Below are 21255 nucleotides of genomic sequence, written 5' to 3' on the forward strand. Positions count from 1 at the left end.
GCACCCCCCGGACCACGCTGTGGTAGCCGGTGCAGCGGCACAGGTTGCCGGTGAGCCACTCGCGGATCTCGGGCTCGGTGGGAGCCCTGCCGTCCGCCGCCGCGGTCTCGACCAGCTCTCCGAGGGCCATCACCATGCCGGGGGTGCAGAAGCCGCACTGGGTGCCGTGCTCCTGCCGCAGGGCCTCCTGGAGGCCGGTCAGTTCGCCGCCGGCGGGGGTGAGCCCCTCGATGGTGGTGACCTCGGAGCCGGCCGCGGCGGCGGTCAGGAGCAGGCAGCTCTTGACGGACCTGCCGTCCAGCCGGACCACGCAGGAGCCGCAGCTGCCGGTGTCGCAGCCGACCTTGGTGCCGGTCAGGCCGAGGCCGTCGCGGAGCCGCTCGACCAGGAGTTCACCCGGTTCGGCGGAGAACCGCCGGGGGGCTCCGTTGACGTTCAGCGTGAGATCCATGCCGATGCCTGCGCTTCCGTGAGCGGACGGTTGAAGAGCGGACCGCCGGGCTGCTGGAGAATTCCGCCGGAATGAAGGGATCCGGTGTCGACGGCGGCGAATCCGAGTCCGGTGAGCATTTTCGCCACGATTTCCTTGGCCCCGGCGTCGTCCCCGGCCGTGTAATGGGCGAGCCGCTCACCGGATGCCGTCCCGGCCGTGGCCAGTGTTTCGAAATGCATGGTGTTCAGGGATTTCACCAGCCGGGCCCCCGGATACCATTCCGCGACGATTTCGCTGGAGGCCCGCCCGTCCAGCTTCCGCGGCGTCCCGCCGTCGGCGAAGGCGTTCATGGCGTCGACGACGGTCTTGTCGCGCACCGCGGCGCGCGGGACCAGCCCGCGGGCGCTGTCGAAGGGCACCATCAGCACCAGGAGCTCGGCCCGCTCCGCCGCCTCGGCCACCGTCGCGGCCCGGGCGGCCGGGCCGAGTCCGGCCAGCAGCGGGCCCAGGGTGTGCGGGCCGTGCGCGTTGGCCAGGACGACCCGGTGGCCGGCGGCCACCAGGATCCTGGCGAGGGTCGATCCGATGCGCCCGGTGCCGATGATGCCGATGGTCATGGGCTCTCCGTAAGTTGTCAGGCGGCTGTCGAGCGCGCAGGCAGGACGCCTGCCGTGGGGCGCGGTGCTGCCGCGGACCGGTCCATGCCGAGCGGTGCTGCCGCGGACTAATCCATGCCGATCCAGACCGACTTGGTCTGGGTGTAGCTCTCCAGGGACTCCGGCCCGCACTCGCGGCCGAAGCCGGAGGCCTTGTAGCCGCCGTAGGGGACGGCCGGGTCGTACTGGTTGTAGCAGTTGACCCAGACGGTGCCGGCCTTGATCTGCGAGGCGACCCGGTGGGCGCGGCGCAGGTCCTTGGTGTGCACGCCCGCGGCCAGGCCGTACGCGCTGTCGTTGGCGATGCGTACGGCGTCCTCCTCGGTGTCGAAGGGGATGATCGACAGGACCGGCCCGAAGATCTCCTCCTGGGCGATCCGCATGCCGTTGTCGACGCCGGTGAAGATCGTCGGCAGGAAGTACAGGCCCTCGGCGCTGGCCCCTTCCGGGGTCCAGCCGGTGCCGCCGACCCGGAGGGTGGCGCCTTCCTTCTGGCCGATCTCGATGTAGGAGCTGACCTTCTCGAACTGCCCGCGGTGGGCGAGCGGCCCGAACAGGGTCGCGGGGTCGCGCGGGTCGCCGGGCCTGAGGGCCGCGGCGCGGGCCACCAGGCGTTCGACCATCTCGTCGTGGACGGGGCGCTGGAGCAGCAGCCGGGAGCCGGCGGTGCAGATCTCGCCCTTGTTGTAGTAGATGCCGAAGAAGGCCAGTTCCTCGGCGGCGTCGAGGTCGGCGTCGGCGAAGACGATGTTGGCGGACTTGCCGCCGAGCTCCATCGTGACCTTCTTCAGGGTGTCGGCGGCATTGCGGATGATGGACTGGCCGACGGCGGTGGAGCCGGTGAAGGCGATCTTGTCGATCCCGGGGTGGCCGGTGAGGGTCTCCCCGAGCTCGACACCCGGCCCGGTCAGGACGTTCAGCACGCCGTCCGGGATCTCCGCCTCCTGGAACAGCTCGGCGATCTTCAGGGCGGTGAGCGGGGTGGCCGGGGAGGGCTTGTGGACCACCGTGTTGCCCGCCGCCAGCGCCGGGGCGATCTTCGTCATGGACAGCAGCAGCGGGAAGTTGAACGGGGTGATGGCGCAGACCACGCCGAGCGGTTCGCGCAGGGTGTACGCGAGCTGTCCGCCGGCCGGGGCCCGGGAGGAGCCGTCGACGCGGGTGACGGCGCCGGCGTAGTAGTGCATGAGCTGGGCCGCCATGGGGGCGTCGACCGTGCTGGAGAAGGCGAACGGCTTGCCCATGTCCACCGTCTCCAGCAGGGCGATCTCCTCCAGGTCGCGCTCGATCAGCTCACCGACCCGGTTCAGCCGCAGGGCCCGCTCCTGCGCCGACAGTCTGCTCCACGGCCCCTCCTCGTACGCCCGCCGCGCGGCTGCCACGGCCGCGTCGGCGTCGGCTGCGGCGGCCTGGGCCACCGGTACGATCTCCTGGCCGTCCACGGGGCTGACGTCCGCCTCCGTGCGGCCGTCGCGGGCGTCGACCCACCTGCCGTCGATGAACAGCTTCCCCGGGTCGGCCAGGGGCCGGCCTCGGAGCGCGAGCTTGGTCATGGCTGCCTTCCGGTGTCGGGTGCGGGGGGTTGTCAGCCCTTCGCGAGCTGCCGTAAGAAGGTCTCGGCGAGGGCCTTGGAGGAGTAGGGGTTCTGACCGGTGGTCAGATTGCGGTCCACCACCACGTGCGAGTCCCAGATGACGTCGGCCTTCTCGTAGCGGGCGCCGAGCCGGGTCAGTTCGGCCTCCAGGACGAAGGGCAGCCGGCCGGCCATGTCGGTGACCCGCTCCTCGGCGTGCGAGAACGCCGTCATCCGGTAGCCCTCGAAGGGCCAGCGGCCCTCGCCGTCGCGCAGCGCCAGCAGCGCGGTGTGGCCGTGGCACACCGTGGCCAGCGGCTTGTCCTGGGCCATGGCCCAACGCAGGATCTGGGCGAGCTCGTCGGACTTGGGCAGGTCGCCGATGGCGCCGTGGCCGCCGCTGACGTAGATGCCGTCGTAGCCGGCGACGTCCTTCTCGCCCAGGGTCTCCAGGGCGATCGGGCGCTGCAGCTGGGGGATGCTCCCGATGGCGCGCACGTACTCCGCCGCGTTCTCGGCGTCGTGGTCCTCGGAGCCCTCGGGGCGGACCCACCGCAGGAACTGCGGGTCGATGCTGGTCCGGTCGACCGTGGGGGCCCGGCCCCCGATCGTCGCCACGTCCACGGTGTGGCCGGCGGCCGTGAAGAGGGCGTGGGGGACGACGAATTCCTCGGCCCAGAATCCCGAGGGGTGCAGTTCACCGTCCAGCAGATGGAGCGTGGCCTTGGCCGTCATGACGACGAGAATCTTCATGACCGTTCTCCTTGTTCTGATTCGCTGCCGATTCAACACGCCCGCGCGAGGGGCGCGTAAGGGGGGTGGCGTCAGGCGCGCGATACTTCGTCACGTGCGTCGAGTGCCGAGATGATGGTGCGGAATTCATCGATCAAAGGATGGTCGGGACGGGCTTCCGCGAATATGCGTTCGCCGTACAGTGCGGCCATTTCCGGGGCGTACGGGAGCAGGCCGGCCAGGGGTGCGCGGTAGACCTCCTCGGCGAGCCGGCGGACCCGCTCGCGGTCGGTCCCCTCGGGTGCCATGCTCATCACCAGCACCCGGCGGCAGGCCAGCCGCCCGGCCAGGGAGAGGGTCTCCTCCATGCCGCAGAGGTCGATCCGGTCCGCCCGCGCCATGATCACCAGGGTGTCGGCGCTGGCCATGGCGGCCACGGTCTCGTTGCCCAGCCCCGAGTGCGTGTCGAGCAGCAGGACGTCCAGCGCGAAGTGCTCCACCAGCCGGTCGAAGCCCTCCGGCAGCAGCCCCACGTCGTACCCGGTGGCCATGATCTCGCGCAGCCCGGCGATCCCGGTCCGGCCGGGTACGACGTACAGCCCGGGTACGCCGGCCCGCTGGGCCGCGGCCTCGATCTCGCACCGGCCGAGCAGGTAGTCGGTCAGCGACCCGTCCCCGGGCGGCAGCCGGAACAGCAGGTCCAGGGTGGGCGACTGGATGTCGGTGTCCACCACGCCCACCCGGCGCCCCTCGGCCGCCAGCAGCAGCGCGAGGTTCGCCAGCACCGTCGACTTCCCGGTGCCGCCGCGGTGCGAGTGCACCACGATGGTGGAGGCCATCAGGCCACCGCCCGCCGCCGGCCCGCGTACGGCCCCCGCGCCGCACGTGGCCGGTGCAGGGCCAGCATGGTGACGTCGTCGTGCTGTTCGGCGCTGCCGGTGTGCTCGCGGACCGCCCGGTCCATCATGTCGACCACGTCCCGGCCGGTCATGGGCCGCCCGGGACGGGCCTCGGCGAGCAGGTCGAGCATGCGCTCGTCGCCGAGGAAGCGCCCGTCGGGGCAGCGTGCCTCGGGGACTCCGTCGGTGAAGACGAACAGGGTGTCGCCCGGGTCCAGTTGCGCGTATCCGAGGGTGTAGACGCAGTCGGGCAGGACACCGACGGCGGGGCCGGTGACGTCCAGGGCCACCGGCCGGCCGCCGTCGGCGTCGAGCAGCAGCGGCGGGTTGTGGCCGCCGTTGATGTAGACGAGGCTGCCGGTCGCCGGGTCGAGCACCCCGAAGAACAGGGTGGCGAAGTAGCCCTGCCGCAGGTGGTTGCGGGTGAGGTAGCCGTTGGTGGCGGTGACCGCGTTGAGCAGGGGGGTGGCTCCGACCACCGGGATGCGCCGGCTGCTGCCGGCCCGTCCGGCCGCCATCAGGTGCTGCAGCCCGCTCTGTTCGGCGGTGTGCCGCAGCAGCGAGCGGATCAGCGCCATGAACAGGGCCGAGCCGACCCCCTTGTCGCAGACGTCGGCCACGACGACGGCGAGCCGGCGCCGGTGGACGAGTTCGAAGACGTCGTAGAAGTCCCCGGCGACCTGCCGGGCGGGGCGGAAGCGGACGTCGATCTCCCAGCCTTCGGGCACCGGGAGGGCCTCGGGCAGGAAGCCGGCCTGGATCTCCCGGCCGATCTCCAGCTCCTTCTCGTAGCTCATCAGCTCGGCGCGGGCGTCGGCCTCCCGCAGGGTGCGGCCGAGTTCGGCGCGCTCGGAGCAGCTGAGCAGCCGGGCGGCGACCAGGGCCGGCAGGAACGGCGGGACGAGGTAGTCGTGGCCGAGCCGGACGTGCGCCTCCAGTGCGGCGAATCCCGCCACCGTCCACACCACCACGACGGGTGCCGCGCCCCAGCGGCGCAGCCTGCGCACCGCCGCCCGTACCGACTCCCCCGGCACCTCGGCGGGCGCGAGCAGCACGTCGGCGCGGGGCAGCAGCTCGGCCGGGGCGTTCAGCAGCTGCGCCAGGTCGCCCGCGACCAGCTCCGCGTCCATGGTGCGCAGCGCGGCGAGGAGGGTGTCGGGCGGGGCGGGGCGGTCGCCGAGGACGATCACGGTCGTGGAGGGCATGGGTCCGTCCCCTCTGCCTTCACGGTCAGTGTGCTGATGTTGCGGCCGTCGCGCCGTACGTAGCTGAACTCGTCCACGCTGGTCAGGGCGAGGTGGATACCGAGGCCGCCGATGCGCCGGCGCTCCGGCGGCTCGTCGGTGGCGGGCGGCAGCCGGCCGGCCACTGGGTCGAACGGGGGTGCGCTGTCCTCGACGACGATCCTGGCCCACCCGGCGCCGGCGCGGCCCCGGACGGTGATCCGCCCGTCGCCGCCCCGGTAGCCGTGCGTCACGATGTTCGTCGCCAGCTCGTCCACGGCCAGCCGCAGCCGGTACGCGGACCCCTGGTCCAGCCCGGCCCGCCCGGCCACCGCCTGCACGAAGGCGGCGATGGCGGCGAGCGAGCCGAGGCAGGCCGGGACCTGCAGCTCGTCGGCTGCGGGCTCGGCGAGGAAGGCCCCGCGGCGGCGGTTGTCAGCCATCGGTCAGGACGATGCTGCGGTCCAGGCCGGCGGTGCGGATGGTGCGGGCGACCGGCTCGATCGCGCCGACCACCTTGACGGTGACGTGGCCGGCCACCTTCTGCTGGGCGAAGACCAGGGAGCGCAGTCCGGCGCTGGCCATGTAGCCGACGCCCGCCATCCTGATCTCGACGGTGGCGGTGCCGTGCCCGGCGGCCTTCTCGATGGTCTGGTGGAAGTCGGGGGCGGTGCTCGCGTCGAGCTCCCCGGCCAGCTCGATCACCGTGGTGTCGCCCTCGATGCTCAGGGACACGGAAAGCGGCATGTCAGTCTCCTTCGGGTGTACGGCCTTCGGGTGTACGGCCGACCAGGATCACGACCGAGCGCGGGCCGATCAGGTACGTGCCGGCGTGGTCCAGCTCCGGTTCCGCGCCGGGGGTGCGGATGTCGTACGGGGCCTCGGCGCCGGTGTCGGCGAACACGTGCCAGGTCCGGCCCCCCGGCAGGGCGGGCAGTTCCAGGTCGTGCGACTCCCAGTGGGAGTTCATCGCCACGTACACGACGTCGTCGTCGCCGCTGCCGCAGCGCGCCACCGCCAGCAGCCGGGACCCCGGCGACCAGTCGGGCTGCCAGGCCCGCTCGCCGTGCCAGCTGATGTCGGGCAGGCCGAGCTGCTCCCGCATCCGCCCGGTGGGGTGGGCGGTGGAGCGCAGCTCGCGGTGGCGCTTGCGGAAGGCGATCATCTTCCGGGTGAAGTCCAGCAGTTCGGCGTTGTGCTCCACCTGCTGCCAGTCGAACCAGGAGAGTTCGTTGTCCTGGCAGTAGGTGTTGTTGTTGCCCTGCTGGGTGCGGGCCACCTCGTCGCCCGACAGCAGCATCGGGATGCCCTGGCTGGTGAGGAGGATGGCGAGGGCGTTCTTCATCTGGCGCAGCCGCAGCCGGTTGATGTCGGGGTCGTCGGTGGGTCCCTCGGCTCCGCAGTTCCAGCTGTTGTTGTCGTTGGCGCCGTCGTTGTTGTTCTCGCCGTTGGCCTCGTTGTGCTTGTCGTTGTACGAGACGAGGTCGGCGAGGGTGAATCCGTCGTGCGCGGTCAGGAAGTTGACGGAGGCGGCGGTGCCGCGGCCGGCGTACAGGTCGGGCGAGCCGGCGATGCGGGTGGCGAGGTCGCCGGTGACGCCCTCGTCGCCCTTGAGGAAGCGGCGTACGGTGTCACGGTACTTGCCGTTCCACTCGGCCCAGCGGCCGTACGCCGGGAAGTTGCCGACCTCGTAGAGCCCGGCCGCGTCCCAGGCCTCGGCGATGAGCTTGGTGTGCCGCAGGACGGGGTCGAAGGCGAGCAGCTCCAGCAGCGGCGGGTTGGGCAGCGGGGCGCCGTCCAGGGCCCGGCCGAGGATGGCCGCGAGGTCGAAGCGGAAGCCGTCGATGTGGTAGTCGGCGACCCAGTGGCGCAGGCAGTCCAGGACGTAGTTGCGGACCACGGGGTGGTTGCAGTTGACCGTGTTGCCGGTGCCGCTGAAGTTGAAGTAGTACCCCTCGGGGGTGAGCATGTAGTACGTGGCGTTGTCCAGGCCCTTGAAGGAGATCGTCGGGCCCTGCTCGTTGCCCTCGGCGGTGTGGTTGAAGACGACGTCGAGGATGACCTCGATGCCGGCGGCGTGCAGGTCCTTGACCAGGGTGCGGAACTCGTCGCCCTGCATGCCGTAGCGTCCGGTGGCCGCGTAGCCGGCCTTGGGGGCGAAGAAGGAGACGGTGTTGTAGCCCCAGTAGTCGAAGAGCTCCTCGCCGGTCTCGGGGTTGCTGCGCGGGTTGTCGCTCTCGTCGAACTCGAACACGGGCAGCAGCTCGATGCAGTTGACCCCCAGCTCCTTGAGGTACGGGATCTTCTCCCGCAGCCCCGCGAAGGTGCCGGGCGCGGTGACGCCCGAGGAGGGGTGGCGGGTGAAGCCGCGGACGTGGGCCTCGTAGACGACGAGGTCCTCGGCCGGGATGCGCAGCGGGGTGTCGTCGCCCCAGTCGAAGTCCTGCAGGCACACCCGGGAGCGGTACTGGTAGGTGCGGCCGCGGTCGGGTTCGACGCCCCAGACGTCCCGGCCGGAGATCAGCCGGGCGTAGGGGTCGGAGAGGATTTGGCGGGCGTCGAAGCGGTGGCCGGTGAGGGGGTCGTAGGGGCCGTCGGCCCGGTAGCCGTACTCGATGTTCTCGTGGTCGAGGCCGAAGACCGTCATGGCGAAGACGGATCCCGTCCGGAACTCCTCGGGGAATTCCAGCTCGGCCATCGGCTCGGGCGCTCCGCGCCGGTAGAGGACCAGGGTCATGGAGGTGGCCTGGTCGGAGAAGACGGAGAAGCTGACCCCGCCGGGGACCACGTTGGCCCCGAAGGGGTAGGGCTTGCCGGCGCGGACGCGGTACCCGCCCACCTGGTGGGTCGGGTACGCGTCGACGCGCAGCACCTGGTCGGACTGCGTCTCGCTCATCGGGCCGCCTGCGCCGTGGCCGTGGCCGTGGTCTTCGCCTTGGCCTGGGCCTTGGCCTGGGCGGCCTCGGCCTCGCCGGTCTCGAAGAAGTCGAGGAAGCCGGTGGCCGACATCACGAACCGGACCTCTTCGCCGACCCCGTGCAGGGTGACGGCGACGTCGGCGTGCTGGGCCTCGCGGTAGACCACGAGCAGGGTGCGCAGGCCCGCGCTGGAGACGTAGGTGACGGCGGTGAGGTCGATGCGCAGCGGCCGGCCCTCGCGGACCAGCGGCAGCAGGGCCTGCAGCAGCCGGCCCGAGGTCTCGCTGTTGATCTCGCCGGTGGCGACGAGCACGGTGCCCGTCTTGTTCCGGCGTTCCTTGACGGTGAGAGTCATGGTGTCGATCCCCTCGATTCGGGGCGCCCCCGTTGGCGCTACTTGGTCACCGGCCGGAGCCGGACCTTGACCTTGACCCGCCCCTGGACGTCCGGGAGGGTGACGGTCAGCGCGTCCGCGTCGAACTCCTCGTACGGCTTCTCGTCGATCTCCACGGACGCGATCCGCACCGAGCCCGCGGGCAGCAGGTCGGGCGAGACGCGCAGGAGGCGGCCGGGCAGGTCGGACGGCGCGGGCTTGAAGTGGAAGTCCATCTCCCGGCCGGCCACGAGCAGGTTGTTGTAGACGGCGGCGAGGTAGCACAGCTCCGCCGAGTGGTACATGGACATCGAGTGGCTGCCCTTGAGCCGCTCGGTGCCGAGCAGGTACGGCGTGCCGGCCGCGAGCACGTTGAAGTAGACGGCTCCCTCGTCGTGGTCGAGGAAGAAGGTGTTGTAGAAGGACTCGGCCTGGCGGGCTTCCTTGCGGAACTGCTCGCCGCCGAGGGTGCCGTGCAGGATGAGGTAGGCGAGGATCGCCTGCTCCTGCTGCCACCAGGCCTTGCGGTCGTGCCAGGCGAAACGATACGTCTCCTGGTCGCCGTCCTTGAGCCGCTCCACCACGTCGTACCAGCCGCCGCGCTGGAGGTCGCTGCCGACCGCCGGCATGGTCTCGCCGATCCTGCGGGCGAGCTCCTCGTACGCCGGCTTGGGCGTGAGGGAGTTCATCCGCATCAGGTTCCAGGCGATCTTGAGGTTGTGGCCGACGACCGCGCGGTTCTGCTGCCAGCTGTGCGCGGTGTCGTGGGACCAGTCGCGGTGGAAGCGCTCCTGGACGAAGGGGCTGTTGTCGTAGTCCGGGAAGCGCTCCGCGATGGTGTCGAAGGTGTACTCCAGGAAGTCGGCGTACTTCTGCTCGCCGGTCGCCAGGTACAGGTTGATCAGGTACGCGGGCGCGTGGTCGCCGACGGAGTTCCAGTTCTTGCGCTCGGCGTTCTCGCCCAGCGACTCGTGGTCGGCGCTGAACAGGATCGGGTCGATGTGCGAGTAGTAGCCGCCCTGCTCGCGGTCCAGGAAGAACTTGTCGAACAGCCGGATGGTGGCGTCCGCGTCGTCCTTGATCCGGGTGTCGCCGGTGACCCGGAAGGTCTGGATCGGGCCGGCCAGGGCGTAGATCTGCTCGTACATCGGGATCGCGTCGTAGTCGTCGGAGAACTCCGAGGTGAACAGCTTGCGTTCGGTGTCCCCGTCCACGCTGATGCCGTGGTACCAGAAGACCACGTCCTCCTCGCCGTCCACCACCCGCATGTGCCCCCGCAGGTACTCGGTGCCGCGCTCGGCGACCTCCAGGTACTCGTCCTTGCCGGTCAGCAGGTAGGCGGAGGCCATGCCGTAGACCAGCCGGGAGATGGTGTCGGTCTCCTGGACGTGGCTGGCGGTCTTGTCGCCGCCGAGCCGGATCTCGGTGCGGTACGCGGTGAAGTCCACCGGCCCGTCGCCGAACTGGGCCTTGCGGTAGAAGGTGGCCAGCGACTCGATCTGCTTGATCCACCAGCTGGGCTCCTCGAACCGGAAGTCCTCCGAGCCGCGCCCGAGGAACACCAGGCGCTTGGCGTCGAACCGGCCGCCGTGTTCGGGGTAGTGGACGCCGTAGGCGAAGAGGAAGCGGCCGGGCGAGAGCATCTCGTCGATGTGCCCGGAGGCGTCGATGTACGGCTCGTCCAGGTTGCGGACCAGCTCGGCGCTGGGTCCGGAGGCCAGCGAGACCTCGAACTCGCGGCCGTCGGCGGTCCGCAGCGTCAGGCGCCGGGCAGCGGAGTCGAAGCGGCCGACGTAGCCCGCGATGGTGTCGGAGAAGGAGAAGCTCACGGCGTCAGCCATGGGTCATGCACCGTCCTTTGCGTGGTGGTCGGGCGCGGCGGTCGGGCGGTCCTCGTCCTCGAATCCCTGGCTGACCTCGACGATCACCCCGTCGGGGTCGCGCAGCCACACCGAACGCCAGCCGCAGATGAAGTCGTCGAAGTCGAGCGGGCCGAGGGTGATGTCGGCGGCGTCCCCGATGCCGGCGAGGAAGGCGTCGACGCTGTCGGTCCGGAAGGCGAGGTGGCGCATCCGGCCGGGGGCCTGCGGCCCGTCGTCGTTCGCCGGGCGGGCGGGCCGGGCCCCGGCCGGGAAGAGCTCCAGGTACGCGTCCCCGCGGCGCAGGAAGACGATCTGCGAGGAGCCGAGGTCGACCACCCGGGCCCGGGCGAAGCCGAAGTACCGGGTGTAGAACTCCTCGGTGGTCTTCTGGTCGGCGCAGTTCAGGCCCACGTGCGACCAGCGCATCAGCCGGCCCTCCGGGCCTGACCGGCCGTGATCAGGTCGATCAAGGTGCGGGCGAAGAGGTGGTGGTGGGCGCCGGTGCGGCCGGTGACCAGGTCCCCGTCCACGACGACGTCCTCGTCCACGTACTGCGCGCCCATGTTGCGCACGTCACCGATGAGGTTGTTGTGGCACACCACCTTGCGTCCGCGGACCTTGCCCGGGATCGAGGCGGCCAGCCACATGCCGTGGCAGATGATCCCCTTGAGGACGGTCGGCTCCTCGAACGCCCGGCGCAGCAGCTCGGTGGCCGGCGCCGGCATGTCCACGTCCTCGGTGTAGCGCAGCCGGTCGGCGACCATGCCCGAGGGCACGATCAGGGCGGCGTAGCGGCGCAGCTCCTCGTCACCGATGCCCTCCAGGCTCCGGTCGGCGGTGAACGGCGCCCGCCACTCGTGGCCGGTGAAGGTGAGGGAGTCGTTGCCCCACAGCCGGGTCAGGAAGTCGACCTCGGCGCCCTCCTCGGCGAACCGGCGCTGGTAGTAGAAGATCTCCGGCTCGTAGAAGTCGCTCTCGACCAGGACCGCTATCCGGGTCCCGGTGAGCGGGCCCTCGCGCAGGACGGCGTCAGGCACGGGACACTCCCTTCAGGAAGTCCGCCGCGCGTTCGGCGATCATCGCGATGGCGGCGTGGCAGTTGCCGGACGGGACCGCGGGCATGACGCTCGCGTCCACGACGCGCAGGTTGCGCACCCCGTGCACCCGCAGCTGCGGGTCGACGACCGACAGGTCGTCGGTGCCCATCCGGCAGGAGCCGGACTGGTGGTGGTAGCTCTCCGACGTCTGCTTGACGAAGGTGCGCAGCTCGTCGTCGGAGGAGTGGCCGGGGCCGGGCTGGAGCTCCTGCTTGTACCAGGGCGAGAAGGCCGAGGTCGCGAAGATCTCCCGGGCCAGTTCGACGCCCTGCACCATCCGTTCCAGGTCCCAGCGGTCGCCCAGGTAGTTGGGGTTGATCAGCGGCTGGGCCAGCGGGTCGGCGCTCGCGAGCCGGATCCAGCCGCGGGAGACCGGGCGGACCACGCCGGGCAGGATGCTGACGGTGTTCGGGTGGGACCGGCCGACGATCACGTCGAACGGGACGTGCACGAAGGCGATCTGGAGGTCCGGGGCGGGCAGGCCCGGTACGGAGGACAGGAACAGCGCGCTCTCGGAGAGGTTCTGCGTCGGCGCCGGCAGTTCCTGGGTGACCTCGGCCATCAGCCCGGTCAGGACGTGGTTGTGGAAGTTCTCGCCCACGCCGGGCAGCGCCCGGACCACCTCGATGCCGTGCTCGCGCAGCTGCCCGGGCGATCCGATGCCGGAGAGCAGCAGCAGCTTGGGCGACTCGATGGCACCGGCCGCCACGATCACCTCGCGGCGGGCCCGTACGGTGTGCAGACCCGGCTCCCCGGCGGTGCCGTGGCTGTCGCGCACGTCGCGGCCCGGGAAGTCGGCGGGCGGGGCCAGCTGGACGTACTCGGCGCCGGTGCAGGTGTCCCCGTCGAACAGCAGCCGCGTGGTCTGCGCGCCGGTGCGCAGGGTGAGGTTCGGGCGGGTCAGCGCGGGTTCCAGGTAGCAGGCCAGCGCGCCCTGGCGGCGGCCGTCGGCCACATCGATGTGGTGCCAGCCGGTGCCGAACAGGCCGCCCCGGGGGCCGTCGGTGTTGAAGTCGGCGATCTCGGTGTGGCCGAGTTCCACGGCGGCGTCGATGAAGGCCCGCGAGACCGGGCTGGGCCGGTGCATCCCGGCGTTGGTGATGCGCTGCGGGCCGCGGGTGCCGGTGGTGGCCGCGGTGACGTCCTCCTGCGCCTCCGTCAGGGCGAAGTACGGCAGCACGTCCTGGTACGACCAGCCCGCCGCGCCCTGGTAGGCCCAGTTGTCGAAGTCCGATGCGTGGCCCCGGATGTGCATCATGATGTACAGGTTGCTGCTGCCGCCGGGCGCCTTGCCACGCGGCTCGTACACCCGCCGGCCGTCCAGGCCGGGCTGCGCGACGCCGGTGTAGCCCCAGTCCAGGGGCCCGCCGAGCAGCTTGTACCAGGAGGGCGGGTCGTCCACCTCGGGCGGGATCCGGGAGCCGCCGGCCTCCAGGACGAGGACCGAGGTGTCCGGGTCCTCGCTGAGCCGGTTGGCCAGCACGCTGCCGGCGGTGCCGGAGCCGATGACGACGTAGTCGTAGGTGTCTCTCTCGCGCTCGCTCACGGGTCGCCGCCCCCTCAGCCCTGGCTCAGGACCTGGAACGGGGCGGTGTCGTGGTAGTTCGCCATGTACGCGATCTTCCCGTCGACGATCCTGAAGAAGTTCATCACCTCGGCCTCGACCGCCGCGCCCGAGGCGCTGACGGCGCTCAGGTGCGAGACGGCCGCGGCCTTCTCCCCGTCGACCAGGAAGTGCACCGGCTCGTTCCGGAAGACCTGGTACATGGTCCCCATGCCCTTCATCATCGAGCGCAGGGTGTCCAGGCCCTCGATGTGGCCGGCGAGCTGCTCGTCCATGACCTGGTCCTCGGCGAACAGGTCGCACCAGCGGTCCCAGTCGCCCGCGTTGGCGTACTCGTAGTACTTGGTCAGAATGGTCCGCGCGTCCATGTCGGATCCCCTCGTCAGTCCCTGCGGTCGCCGTTCGGGGCGAAGGGCGCCCAGAACTGGCTGAAGGCCACGGCCGTGTCCCCGAACAGGCCGTCCCGGCCCTCGGTGATCCGGCCGTCCCGCCAGCGCATGAAGTGGAAGACCTGGTAGTCCATCCGCTCGTACGGAGACCCGGACGCCTCGTCCGCGCCGGCCCGCAGGGCGGTGTTGCGGCAGACGTCGGCGGAGCAGTCCTCGCCGACCAGGACCGCCTCCAGGTCCATCCGGAAGGTGCCCCCGGTGAGCTTGTGGGTCCGGCCCATCAGCTCCAGGAAGGCGTCCAGGCCCTCGTACCGGCCGGCCAGCGGGTGGTTGCCGGGGACCAGCCAGCGCAGGTCCTGCGCGTAGTACTCCAGGATGCGGTCGCGGTCCCCGGAGCCCAGGGCCCGGTATGCGGCCCGCACCCGCTGCGGTGTCACCTCGGTCATCGTCCCTCCCCCGCCGTCACAGCGAGCCCGAACCGGGCATCGGGGCCAGCTCGTTGACCGTGTACCTCTTGATCCGGGGCCCCTCGGGCCCGGGTACGACCGTCCAGGTCTGGTCGGCGTCGAAGCCGAGCCACACGCTGCGCGCGGCCGGCGGGTCCCAGACCTTGGCCTGCCAGTTGACCAGGACCCGGACCACGGCCCGGTCGCCCTCGATCACCGGCTCCACCTTGGTCACGGTGTGCACCTCGTCGAAGAAGCGGTGGGTGACGGCGTCGTACCAGCGGCTGAAGCCCTCGTGCCCCAGGAAGGTGTCCTCGGGAACGGCGAACTCCAGGTCCTCGGTGACGTGGCCGAGCACCCGCGCCAGGTCGGCGTGCCGGTCCAGCGCGGCGTACCAGCGCTCGGCGAGGCCTCGGATCGCGTCCTCGGTGAACCCCTCGGCAGGCATGTGTCCTCCCTCTTCCGGTCCGCGACCGGTGCTCAGATCTGGATGTCCACGAGAAACGGCCCGGGGTGCCCGAGCATCCGGCCCACGGCGGCCACCGCCTCCTCGGGCTTCTCCACCCGGGTGCCGGCCGCCCCCAGTGCCCGGGCCAGCCCCGCGAAGTCGATCTCGGGGTGCGAGAGGTCGAAGGACCCGGGGAAGGCGTGCTCGGGAAGGGACCGCTCCCGCCAGTACTGGGCGATGTTGTCGTCCAGCAGCCGGTACTTGCGGTTGTTGCAGACGACGAACTTGGCGTCGATGCCGTGCCGGACGGCCGTCCACAGCGCCTGGTAGGTGTACATCGCCCCGCCGTCGCCGGCGAAGCCGACGACCAGCCGGTCCGGGCGGGCCAGCTTCGCCCCGACCGCGCCGGGGAAGCCGACGCCGAGCGAACCGCCGCGGGTGAGGTGGTAGTCGCCGGGCCGCTCGGCCGGCAGGTGGCGGGTGACCAGCGGGGAGGTGGTCAGCGCCTCGTCGAAGACGATCAGGTCGCCCCCGGTGCGCTCGGCGAGCGTGCGCAGGAAGACGGCCATCGGCGTGTCGTCGTCGTGCGCCCGCGCCGCCTGCCGCGCGCCGTCCCGCTCCCGGGTCCGGGCCGCCAGGCGGTCGGCCGCGGCGGCCCGCCGCGGCCCGGTCAGCTCCCGCTCCAGTACGCCGGCCAGGGCGCGCAGCGCCTGCCGGGGGTCGGCGGCGAGCCCGAGGTCGACGGGGTGGTTCTTGGCGATCTCGTAGGCGTTCAGGTCGATGTGCACGATCCTCGCGTCCGCCCGGAAGGGGCTGTCCAGCTCCGGGAAGACCTCGGGGAACACGTAGGTGCCCACGATCAGGACCCCGTCCGCGTCCCGGACCAGCTCCCTGCTGTGCGGGCCGAACATGTGGCCCGTCTGCCCGCGCCGCAGCGGGTGCGAGGCCGCGATGTTGACCTCGCTGGAGTCCACCTCGTACACGTCGGCGCCCAGCAGCTCGGCGACGGCGGCGAGCTCGGCCTGCGCCCCGGAGAGCGCGACCCCGTCGCCGACGAGGACGACGGGCCGCTCGGCGCCGGCCAGCAGCTGCGCGGCCCGTCCGACGGAGGCCGGCGAGGGGGCGACGTCGGTCAGCGGGACCACGGCCGGCCGCACCGGCTCGGAGTTGGGCTCGTCCAGGACGTCCATCGGCAGGGCCACGAACACCGGCCCGCGCGGCGGGGTCAGGGCTATCTTCACGGCCCGACGGACCGTGCGCAGCACGGAGTTCGGGTCGGTCACCCGGGTGGCGTACTTGGTGACCGGGCGGGCCATGGCCACCAGGTCGGCGGCCATCTGGGCGTCCATGGCGTCGTAGCGGACCCCGGCGTCACCGGCGACGACGACCAGCGGGGTGTGGCCGCGCAGCGACTGGTAGAGCATGCCGATGCCGTTGCCCAGGCCCACGCCGGAGTGCAGCTGGAGCAGGGCGGCGCCGCCGGTGGCCCGTGCGTAGCCGTCGGCGATGCCGGCGGCGACGGTCTCCTGGAGGGCGAGGACGTACGCGAAATCCTCCGCCGCGTCCGCGGCGTCGAGGAATCCCTGTTCCACCGTCCCCGGATTTCCGAACATCACCGTGAGGCCGTCGGCCTTGAACTGATCGATCAGCCTTTCCCGGCCGGGAGTGGCATTCATGAATTCCCCCTCGGCCTACCACCCGTAACGGGTGAGACCGTGCTCCAGTACTTCCACGATCTTCTGCCCCGTGAGATACGAGTCGGGGGTCGAACGGCCGGTGACGAAGGGGTGGTCGACGATCACCGAGACCGGTTTCCCGAAATTCCCGTGATAGGCCCCGTGCGGCCCGGTCGCGTCGCGCAGGATGTACTCCAGCGGGTACGGCGGCGGGCCCATGTTGAAGTCGGTGCCGAGGAATCCGGTGCCGTCCTTGTAGTCGTACTCCTTGCAGTGCCCGGTGACGTGCTTGCCCCAGATGATGCTCCTGCGGTCGTCCCAGTCGCGGGCGAAGGCCAGGCAGGCGACGCCGTAGCACTCGGCGGCCACGACCTTGCCGGCCTTGCGGAAGGCCAGGATCAGGGCGTGCACCCGCTCGTTGTTGGCGAGGTCGGCGATCGGTCCGCTGCCGCCGACGATGAGGATCGCGTCGTAGCCTGCGATGTCCGCGTCCAGCCGGTCCAGGTCGCGGTGGTACTGCTCCAGCTTGCGCAGGTAGCCCTCGTCGCTGGTGTACGGGCGCTCCGGGACCCAGGCCTCGATGTCGAGCGGCGAGTCCAGCCGGCTGGAGCGCTCGAACTCCCGGCCCAGCCGGGCGTTCTCCTCGGTGGTGACCGAGCGGCCCAGTGGAGGATCGATGTAGTCCGCGTCGAGGCTCGGCGGCAGCGCGTGCGCCCGCTTTCCGGTGGGAGTGGCGAATACGACCTCGTAGCCCTGCGCGTCGAACGTCGAAACCGGGCCTATCAGTTCCTCGGCCCAGTAACCGTGTTCGGAGACAATGACCAGAATCTTTCTGCTCACGGATTCCTCCAGGCGCCGCCCGTTGTCGTTGGCGTCGTCCACACTGGTGGCGCCGGGAGCCCGCGTCAAAGCGCCCGTGTGCGACTTCGTGAGGTAGCGGCCAAGGTCGTCCCGGCACTTCAGGTAGTCGCCCGCGGAGTTCAGGAAGTAGCCCTCGGACTTCCTGATGTCGGCCGAATCACCGAACCGCCGCGGCGTCGCCGCCCTATGGTCTCCAGGAATCTCGGGACAAACGGGAAGGACGGGGCCGGTGGACAGGATCTGCACACACCTCGATGAGGTGCGCCCGGTGGTACCGGGCAGCGAGGGCTGCGAGGAGTGCCTCGCCCTCGGCGACCAGTGGGTGCACCTGCGGATGTGCCTGAGCTGCGGGCACGTCGGGTGCTGCGACTCCTCGAAGAACCGTCACGCCACCCGGCACTTCCGCCGCACCGAGCACCCCGTGGCGGCCTCCCACGAGCCGGGCGAGACCTGGGCCTGGTGCTACGCCGACCGGCTCATGCTGGACGCGGCGTGAGCGCGGCACCGGAGGGCGCCCGGGCGCAGGGCGGCGTCCCCGCGGCGCCCCGCGCCGGGAGGGCCGCGCATGCCGGGAGGGCCGGACACGCCGGGAAGGCCGCACACGGCGGGACGGCCGCACACGACGGGAGGGCTCCGCACGCCGAGAGTGCCGCGACCACCGACAGGCCCCCGCACGCCGAGAGGCCCTCGCACGCCGACAGGCCCCCGCACGCCGAGAGCCGCAAGCCGGTCATCCTCGCCGTCGACGACGACCCGCAGGTGCTCCGCGCCGTCCGCCGCGACCTGCGCACCGCCTACGGCGACCGCTACCGGGTGCTCGGCGCCTCCTCGGCCGCCGACGCCCTGAAGATCCTGGACTCCCTGGACGAGCGCGGCCACGACCCGGCGCTGTTCCTGGTGGACCAGCGGATGCCGGACGTGACCGGGGTGGAGTTCCTGCTGGAGGCGGTCAGCCGGTTCCCGGACGCCCGCCGGGTGCTGCTGACCGCGTACGCCGAGACGGACGCGGCGATCACCGCCATCAACCGGGTGCGGCTGGACTACTACCTGCTCAAGCCCTGGGACCCGCCGCACGAGCGGCTCTTCCCGGTCCTGGACGACCTGCTGTCGGACTGGCTCGCCACCTACCGGCCCGCGTACGACGGGATCATCGTCGCCGGCCATCTGGTCTCGCCCGGCACCCACGCCGTACGGGACTTCTTCACGCGCAACGGCCAGCCCTTCCGCTTCCTCAACGTCGAGCGCGACCCGGAGGCCCTGACGCTGCTCGCCGACCGCCCCGACGCGGCCCTCCCGCTGGTCCGCTTCCCCGACGGACGGCTGCTGGCCGCGCCGGCCGACGCCGATCTGGCCGAGGCACTGGGCCTGGCCACCACGGCCTCCCGGCCGCACTACGAGTGCGTGATCGTCGGCGCCGGCCCGGCCGGCCTCGCGGCGGGCGTCTACGCGGCCTCCGAGGGCCTGTCCACGCTGATGCTGGACGCCCGGGCGCCGGGCGGCCAGGCGGGGACGTCCAGCCTGATCGAGAACTACCTGGGCTTCCCCTCCGGCCTGTCCGGCGGCGACCTGACCCGCCGGGCCACCATCCAGGCGGCCCGGTTCGGCGCGGAGATCCTGCACCCGGTGGAGGTGGTCTCGCTGACCCGCGACGACCCGGCGAAGGTCCTCACGCTGGCGGACGGCACGGAGATCTCGGCCGAGACGGTCCTGCTGGCGACCGGGGTCGCGTACAACCGCCTGGAGGCGCCGGGCGCGGAGCGGTTCGAGGGCGCCGGCCTGTACTACGGCGCTGCCACCACGGAGAGCTCGGCCTGCATCTCCCAGCACGTCTTCATCATCGGCGGCGCCAACTCCGCGGGCCAGGCCGCCGTCCACTTCGCCAAGTACGCGGCGCGCGTGACGATCCTGGTCCGGGCCGCGTCCCTGGACGCGAGCATGTCCCGCTACCTGGTCGACGAGATCGGGCGCACCCCGAACATCGAGGTCAGGGTCCGCACGACCGTGGTCCGCCTGGACGGCGGGGAGCACCTGGAGCGCATCACCCTGCACGACGCGGCGACCGGGCAGGACAGCGAGGTCCCGGCCCGCTTCATGTTCACCTTCATCGGCGCCCGCCCGCACACGGCCTGGCTGGCGGGCGTGGTGGAGCGCGACGACCACGGCTTCGTGCTGACCGGCTCCGACCTGATCTCCAACGGCGGCGAGCTGCCGGCGGAGTGGAGCCTGGAGCGGGCCCCGTACCCGCTGGAGACCAGCGTCCCCGGCGTCTTCGCAGCCGGCGACGTCCGGGCGCACTCGATCAAGCGGGTCGCGTCGGGGGTGGGCGAGGGAGCGATGGCTGTCTCGCTGATCCACCGCTACCGGTCGCTGGGGTGAGCCGGCGCTGCCGGCCGGGAGAGCCGCCGCTGCCGGCCGACGGGGCGGGCCGCCCGACGACCTTCCCCCCGGCCCTTGCGATCAAGGAGGGGTCGGATGCAACGTTGATTACATGATTACAGCCGAACAGCGTGAGCAACTCCGCGGCTGGTTCGCCGAGCGCCTGCCGGTGGACGTCTACGAGAGCCTCGTAGACGTCGTGATCGACCGCGAGGAGATCACCGTCGTCGGCCGCATCCCCGCGGCCGAGTCGGTGAAGGAGTTCCGGGAACGCACCCGGGAACAGCGCATCGAAGTGGCCCGCGAGGCGGAGGCCCTCTACCGGCGCAAGGTCGCCTGGGGCGTCGAGGGCGCCGGCGGTGAGCGCGTCCTGTTCACCCACCTCGCCGTCCCGGTGATGACCCGGCTGCGCCAGTCCGAGCGCCAGGTGCTCGACACCCTGGTCGCCGGCGGCGTGGCCCGCAGCCGCGCCGACGCCCTCGCCTGGTGCGTACGCCTGGTGGGCCGCAACACGGACGCCTGGCTGGCCGACCTGCGCGCGTCCCTCGAACACGTCCAGGAGGTCCGGGCGAAGGGTCCGGACCTCGCGAAGGACGCCGGTTCCTCCCCCGACTCCACGGAGTCCGACTCCACGGAGTCCGGGGAGGAATGAGGCATTCGCCTGACGTCCGCTCCGCCGCGCCGTCAAGGTGGACCTGCGCACCCGACCGAGGGAGAGACAGTCCATGACCACGACCGTCGAGTACATCCGCTACCGCATCGCGTTGGACGACCAGCAGGCCTTCGAGGACGCCTACCGCCGTGCCGCGGAGTCCCTGGCGGCCTCGCCCGAGTGCATCGACTACGAGCTGGCCCGCTGCCAGGAGGAGCGTGAGCGCTACATCCTGCGGATCCGCTGGACCTCGATCGACGACCACCTCCAGGGCTTCCGCAAGGGGGAGCACTTCCCCGCGTTCTTCAACGCGATCCGGCCGTACGTGACGGCCATCGAGGAGATGCAGCACTACCTGACGACCGACGTCCTCGGCACCGGAAAGGCCGCCGCACAGCGATGAGCACCACACCCACGATCTACGAGTGGATGGGCGGCGCGGAGGCGCTGCAGCGCCTCACCGACGCCTTCTACGGCCACGCCCTGCGGGACCCCGTGCTGGAGCCCGTCTTCCGGGGCATGGACCCCGGGCACCCCCGGCACGTGGCCGCCTGGCTCGGCGAGGTGTTCGGCGGACCGGCCGAGTACACGGCCCACCACGGCGGCCACCAGCACATGGCCACCAAGCACCTGGGCCGCGGCATCACCGAGAAGCAGCGCCGCCGCTGGGTGGACCTGCTGCTCGACACGGCCGACGAGGTCGGCCTGCCGACGGACCCGGAGTTCCGCGCGGTGTTCGTCTACTACATCGAGTGGGGCACCCGGATGGCCCTGATCTACTCGGGCGAGAACCCGCCCCCGGTCGACGCCGCCAAGGTCCCCGTATGGTCCTGGGGCCAGACCCCGCCCTGGATCCCCAAGGGCTGAAGCCCGTCCCCCGCCGTGCGGCCGCGGCGCCCGCCGCGGCCGCCCGGCGGCCCCCGGGGTGCCCGGCCCCACCGGGGGGGGCGGGGACGGGACGACCGGCCCTACCGCTCCCCGCCCGCCGGGCGGGCCTCCCCCAGGGCCTCCCGCCGGGCCCCCCCCCACGCCCGCCCGAACCCCTCCGCCCCCCCCCCGGTGTCCCCGCACGCGTCC

Annotated in this window: 24 protein-coding genes; 5 read left to right on the forward strand and 19 right to left on the reverse strand. The window is 71.7% G+C overall.

Annotated features, from left to right (window positions below):
- From GPJ59_RS17615 to GPJ59_RS17705, 19 genes are all read right to left on the reverse strand, one after another.
- Positions 1–451, reverse strand: a 451-nt coding sequence (locus tag GPJ59_RS17615; protein ID WP_219668136.1) for a (2Fe-2S)-binding protein, incomplete at its 3' end; no start/stop codon positions are given.
- A complete protein-coding gene (locus GPJ59_RS17620) occupies positions 436–1050 on the reverse strand; it encodes an NADPH-dependent F420 reductase (protein ID WP_219668138.1) in 615 nt (204 codons plus the stop codon). The genes GPJ59_RS17620 and GPJ59_RS17615, both read right to left, overlap by 16 nt.
- Before the next feature lie 107 nt (positions 1051–1157).
- The gene (locus GPJ59_RS17625) at positions 1158–2642 is read right to left on the reverse strand and encodes an aldehyde dehydrogenase family protein (protein WP_219668140.1); all 1485 of its coding nucleotides are present in this window, start codon (positions 2640–2642) and stop codon (positions 1158–1160) included.
- Between the two features lie 32 nt (positions 2643–2674).
- The gene (locus tag GPJ59_RS17630; RefSeq protein ID WP_219668142.1) at positions 2675–3415 is read right to left on the reverse strand and encodes a type 1 glutamine amidotransferase domain-containing protein; all 741 of its coding nucleotides are present in this window, start codon (positions 3413–3415) and stop codon (positions 2675–2677) included.
- A 71-nt stretch (positions 3416–3486) separates the two neighbouring features.
- A complete protein-coding gene (locus GPJ59_RS17635) occupies positions 3487–4233 on the reverse strand; it encodes a MinD/ParA family ATP-binding protein (RefSeq protein WP_219668143.1) in 747 nt (248 codons plus the stop codon).
- Positions 4233–5498, reverse strand: coding sequence for a PP2C family protein-serine/threonine phosphatase (locus GPJ59_RS17640; protein WP_219668144.1), 1266 nt, complete (start codon positions 5496–5498; stop codon positions 4233–4235). Before GPJ59_RS17640 ends, GPJ59_RS17635 begins: the two co-directional genes overlap by 1 nt.
- Positions 5480–5959 (reverse strand): ATP-binding protein, encoded by a 480-nt coding sequence (locus GPJ59_RS17645; protein ID WP_258024545.1) that lies wholly within the window; start codon positions 5957–5959, stop codon positions 5480–5482. Before GPJ59_RS17645 ends, GPJ59_RS17640 begins: the two co-directional genes overlap by 19 nt.
- Positions 5952–6263, reverse strand: a complete 312-nt coding sequence (locus tag GPJ59_RS17650) for an STAS domain-containing protein (RefSeq protein WP_219668145.1) — start codon at positions 6261–6263, stop codon at positions 5952–5954. The genes GPJ59_RS17645 and GPJ59_RS17650 overlap by 8 nt, the downstream gene beginning before the upstream one ends.
- Position 6264: 1 nt before the next feature.
- On the reverse strand, positions 6265–8412 hold the full coding sequence (gene glgX / locus GPJ59_RS17655; protein ID WP_258024546.1) for a glycogen debranching protein GlgX: 2148 nt from the start codon (positions 8410–8412) through the stop codon (positions 6265–6267).
- Positions 8409–8789, reverse strand: coding sequence for an STAS domain-containing protein (locus GPJ59_RS17660; protein ID WP_219668146.1), 381 nt, complete (start codon positions 8787–8789; stop codon positions 8409–8411). The genes glgX and GPJ59_RS17660 overlap by 4 nt, the downstream gene beginning before the upstream one ends.
- A gap of 38 nt (positions 8790–8827) precedes the next feature.
- The gene (locus GPJ59_RS17665; protein ID WP_219668147.1) at positions 8828–10648 is read right to left on the reverse strand and encodes an AGE family epimerase/isomerase; all 1821 of its coding nucleotides are present in this window, start codon (positions 10646–10648) and stop codon (positions 8828–8830) included.
- A gap of 3 nt (positions 10649–10651) precedes the next feature.
- Positions 10652–11095: a VOC family protein gene (locus GPJ59_RS17670; protein WP_219668148.1), complete on the reverse strand. Its 444-nt coding sequence runs from the start codon at positions 11093–11095 to the stop codon at positions 10652–10654.
- On the reverse strand, positions 11095–11706 hold the full coding sequence (locus GPJ59_RS17675; RefSeq protein ID WP_219668149.1) for a DJ-1/PfpI family protein: 612 nt from the start codon (positions 11704–11706) through the stop codon (positions 11095–11097). Before GPJ59_RS17675 ends, GPJ59_RS17670 begins: the two co-directional genes overlap by 1 nt.
- Positions 11699–13312, reverse strand: a complete 1614-nt coding sequence (locus GPJ59_RS17680) for a GMC family oxidoreductase (RefSeq protein WP_219668150.1) — start codon at positions 13310–13312, stop codon at positions 11699–11701. Before GPJ59_RS17680 ends, GPJ59_RS17675 begins: the two co-directional genes overlap by 8 nt.
- Positions 13313–13326: 14 nt before the next feature.
- Positions 13327–13698, reverse strand: coding sequence for a nuclear transport factor 2 family protein (locus tag GPJ59_RS17685; protein ID WP_219668151.1), 372 nt, complete (start codon positions 13696–13698; stop codon positions 13327–13329).
- A 14-nt stretch (positions 13699–13712) separates the two neighbouring features.
- On the reverse strand, positions 13713–14165 hold the full coding sequence (locus GPJ59_RS17690) for a nuclear transport factor 2 family protein (RefSeq protein WP_219668152.1): 453 nt from the start codon (positions 14163–14165) through the stop codon (positions 13713–13715).
- A 16-nt stretch (positions 14166–14181) separates the two neighbouring features.
- Positions 14182–14613 carry a nuclear transport factor 2 family protein gene (locus GPJ59_RS17695; RefSeq protein ID WP_219668153.1) on the reverse strand — a complete coding sequence of 144 codons (432 nt, stop codon included), beginning with the start codon at positions 14611–14613 and terminating at the stop codon, positions 14182–14184.
- Positions 14614–14645: 32 nt separating this feature from the next.
- A complete protein-coding gene (locus GPJ59_RS17700; RefSeq protein ID WP_219668154.1) occupies positions 14646–16289 on the reverse strand; it encodes a thiamine pyrophosphate-binding protein in 1644 nt (547 codons plus the stop codon).
- Positions 16290–16304: 15 nt separating this feature from the next.
- Entirely contained in the window at positions 16305–17129 is an 825-nt protein-coding gene (locus GPJ59_RS17705; protein ID WP_219668155.1) for a type 1 glutamine amidotransferase domain-containing protein, read from the reverse strand.
- A 250-nt stretch (positions 17130–17379) separates the two neighbouring features.
- On the opposite strand from GPJ59_RS17705, the gene GPJ59_RS17710 reads away from it, so the two are divergent.
- From GPJ59_RS17710 to GPJ59_RS38560, 5 genes are all read left to right on the forward strand, one after another.
- Positions 17380–17646, forward strand: a complete 267-nt coding sequence (locus tag GPJ59_RS17710; protein WP_308120345.1) for a UBP-type zinc finger domain-containing protein — start codon at positions 17380–17382, stop codon at positions 17644–17646.
- A 236-nt stretch (positions 17647–17882) separates the two neighbouring features.
- The gene (locus GPJ59_RS17715; protein WP_219668162.1) at positions 17883–19526 is read left to right on the forward strand and encodes an FAD-dependent oxidoreductase; all 1644 of its coding nucleotides are present in this window, start codon (positions 17883–17885) and stop codon (positions 19524–19526) included.
- A gap of 112 nt (positions 19527–19638) precedes the next feature.
- Positions 19639–20178: a hypothetical protein gene (locus GPJ59_RS17720; protein ID WP_219668157.1), complete on the forward strand. Its 540-nt coding sequence runs from the start codon at positions 19639–19641 to the stop codon at positions 20176–20178.
- A gap of 73 nt (positions 20179–20251) precedes the next feature.
- A complete protein-coding gene (locus GPJ59_RS38555) occupies positions 20252–20581 on the forward strand; it encodes a putative quinol monooxygenase (protein ID WP_219668158.1) in 330 nt (109 codons plus the stop codon).
- Positions 20578–21045, forward strand: a complete 468-nt coding sequence (locus GPJ59_RS38560; RefSeq protein ID WP_219668159.1) for a group II truncated hemoglobin — start codon at positions 20578–20580, stop codon at positions 21043–21045. Before GPJ59_RS38555 ends, GPJ59_RS38560 begins: the two co-directional genes overlap by 4 nt.
- Positions 21046–21255 lie beyond the last annotated feature (210 nt).

Source organism: Streptomyces bambusae (assembly GCF_019400985.1).
Taxonomy (GTDB): Bacteria; Actinomycetota; Actinomycetes; order Streptomycetales; family Streptomycetaceae; genus Streptomyces; species Streptomyces bambusae_A.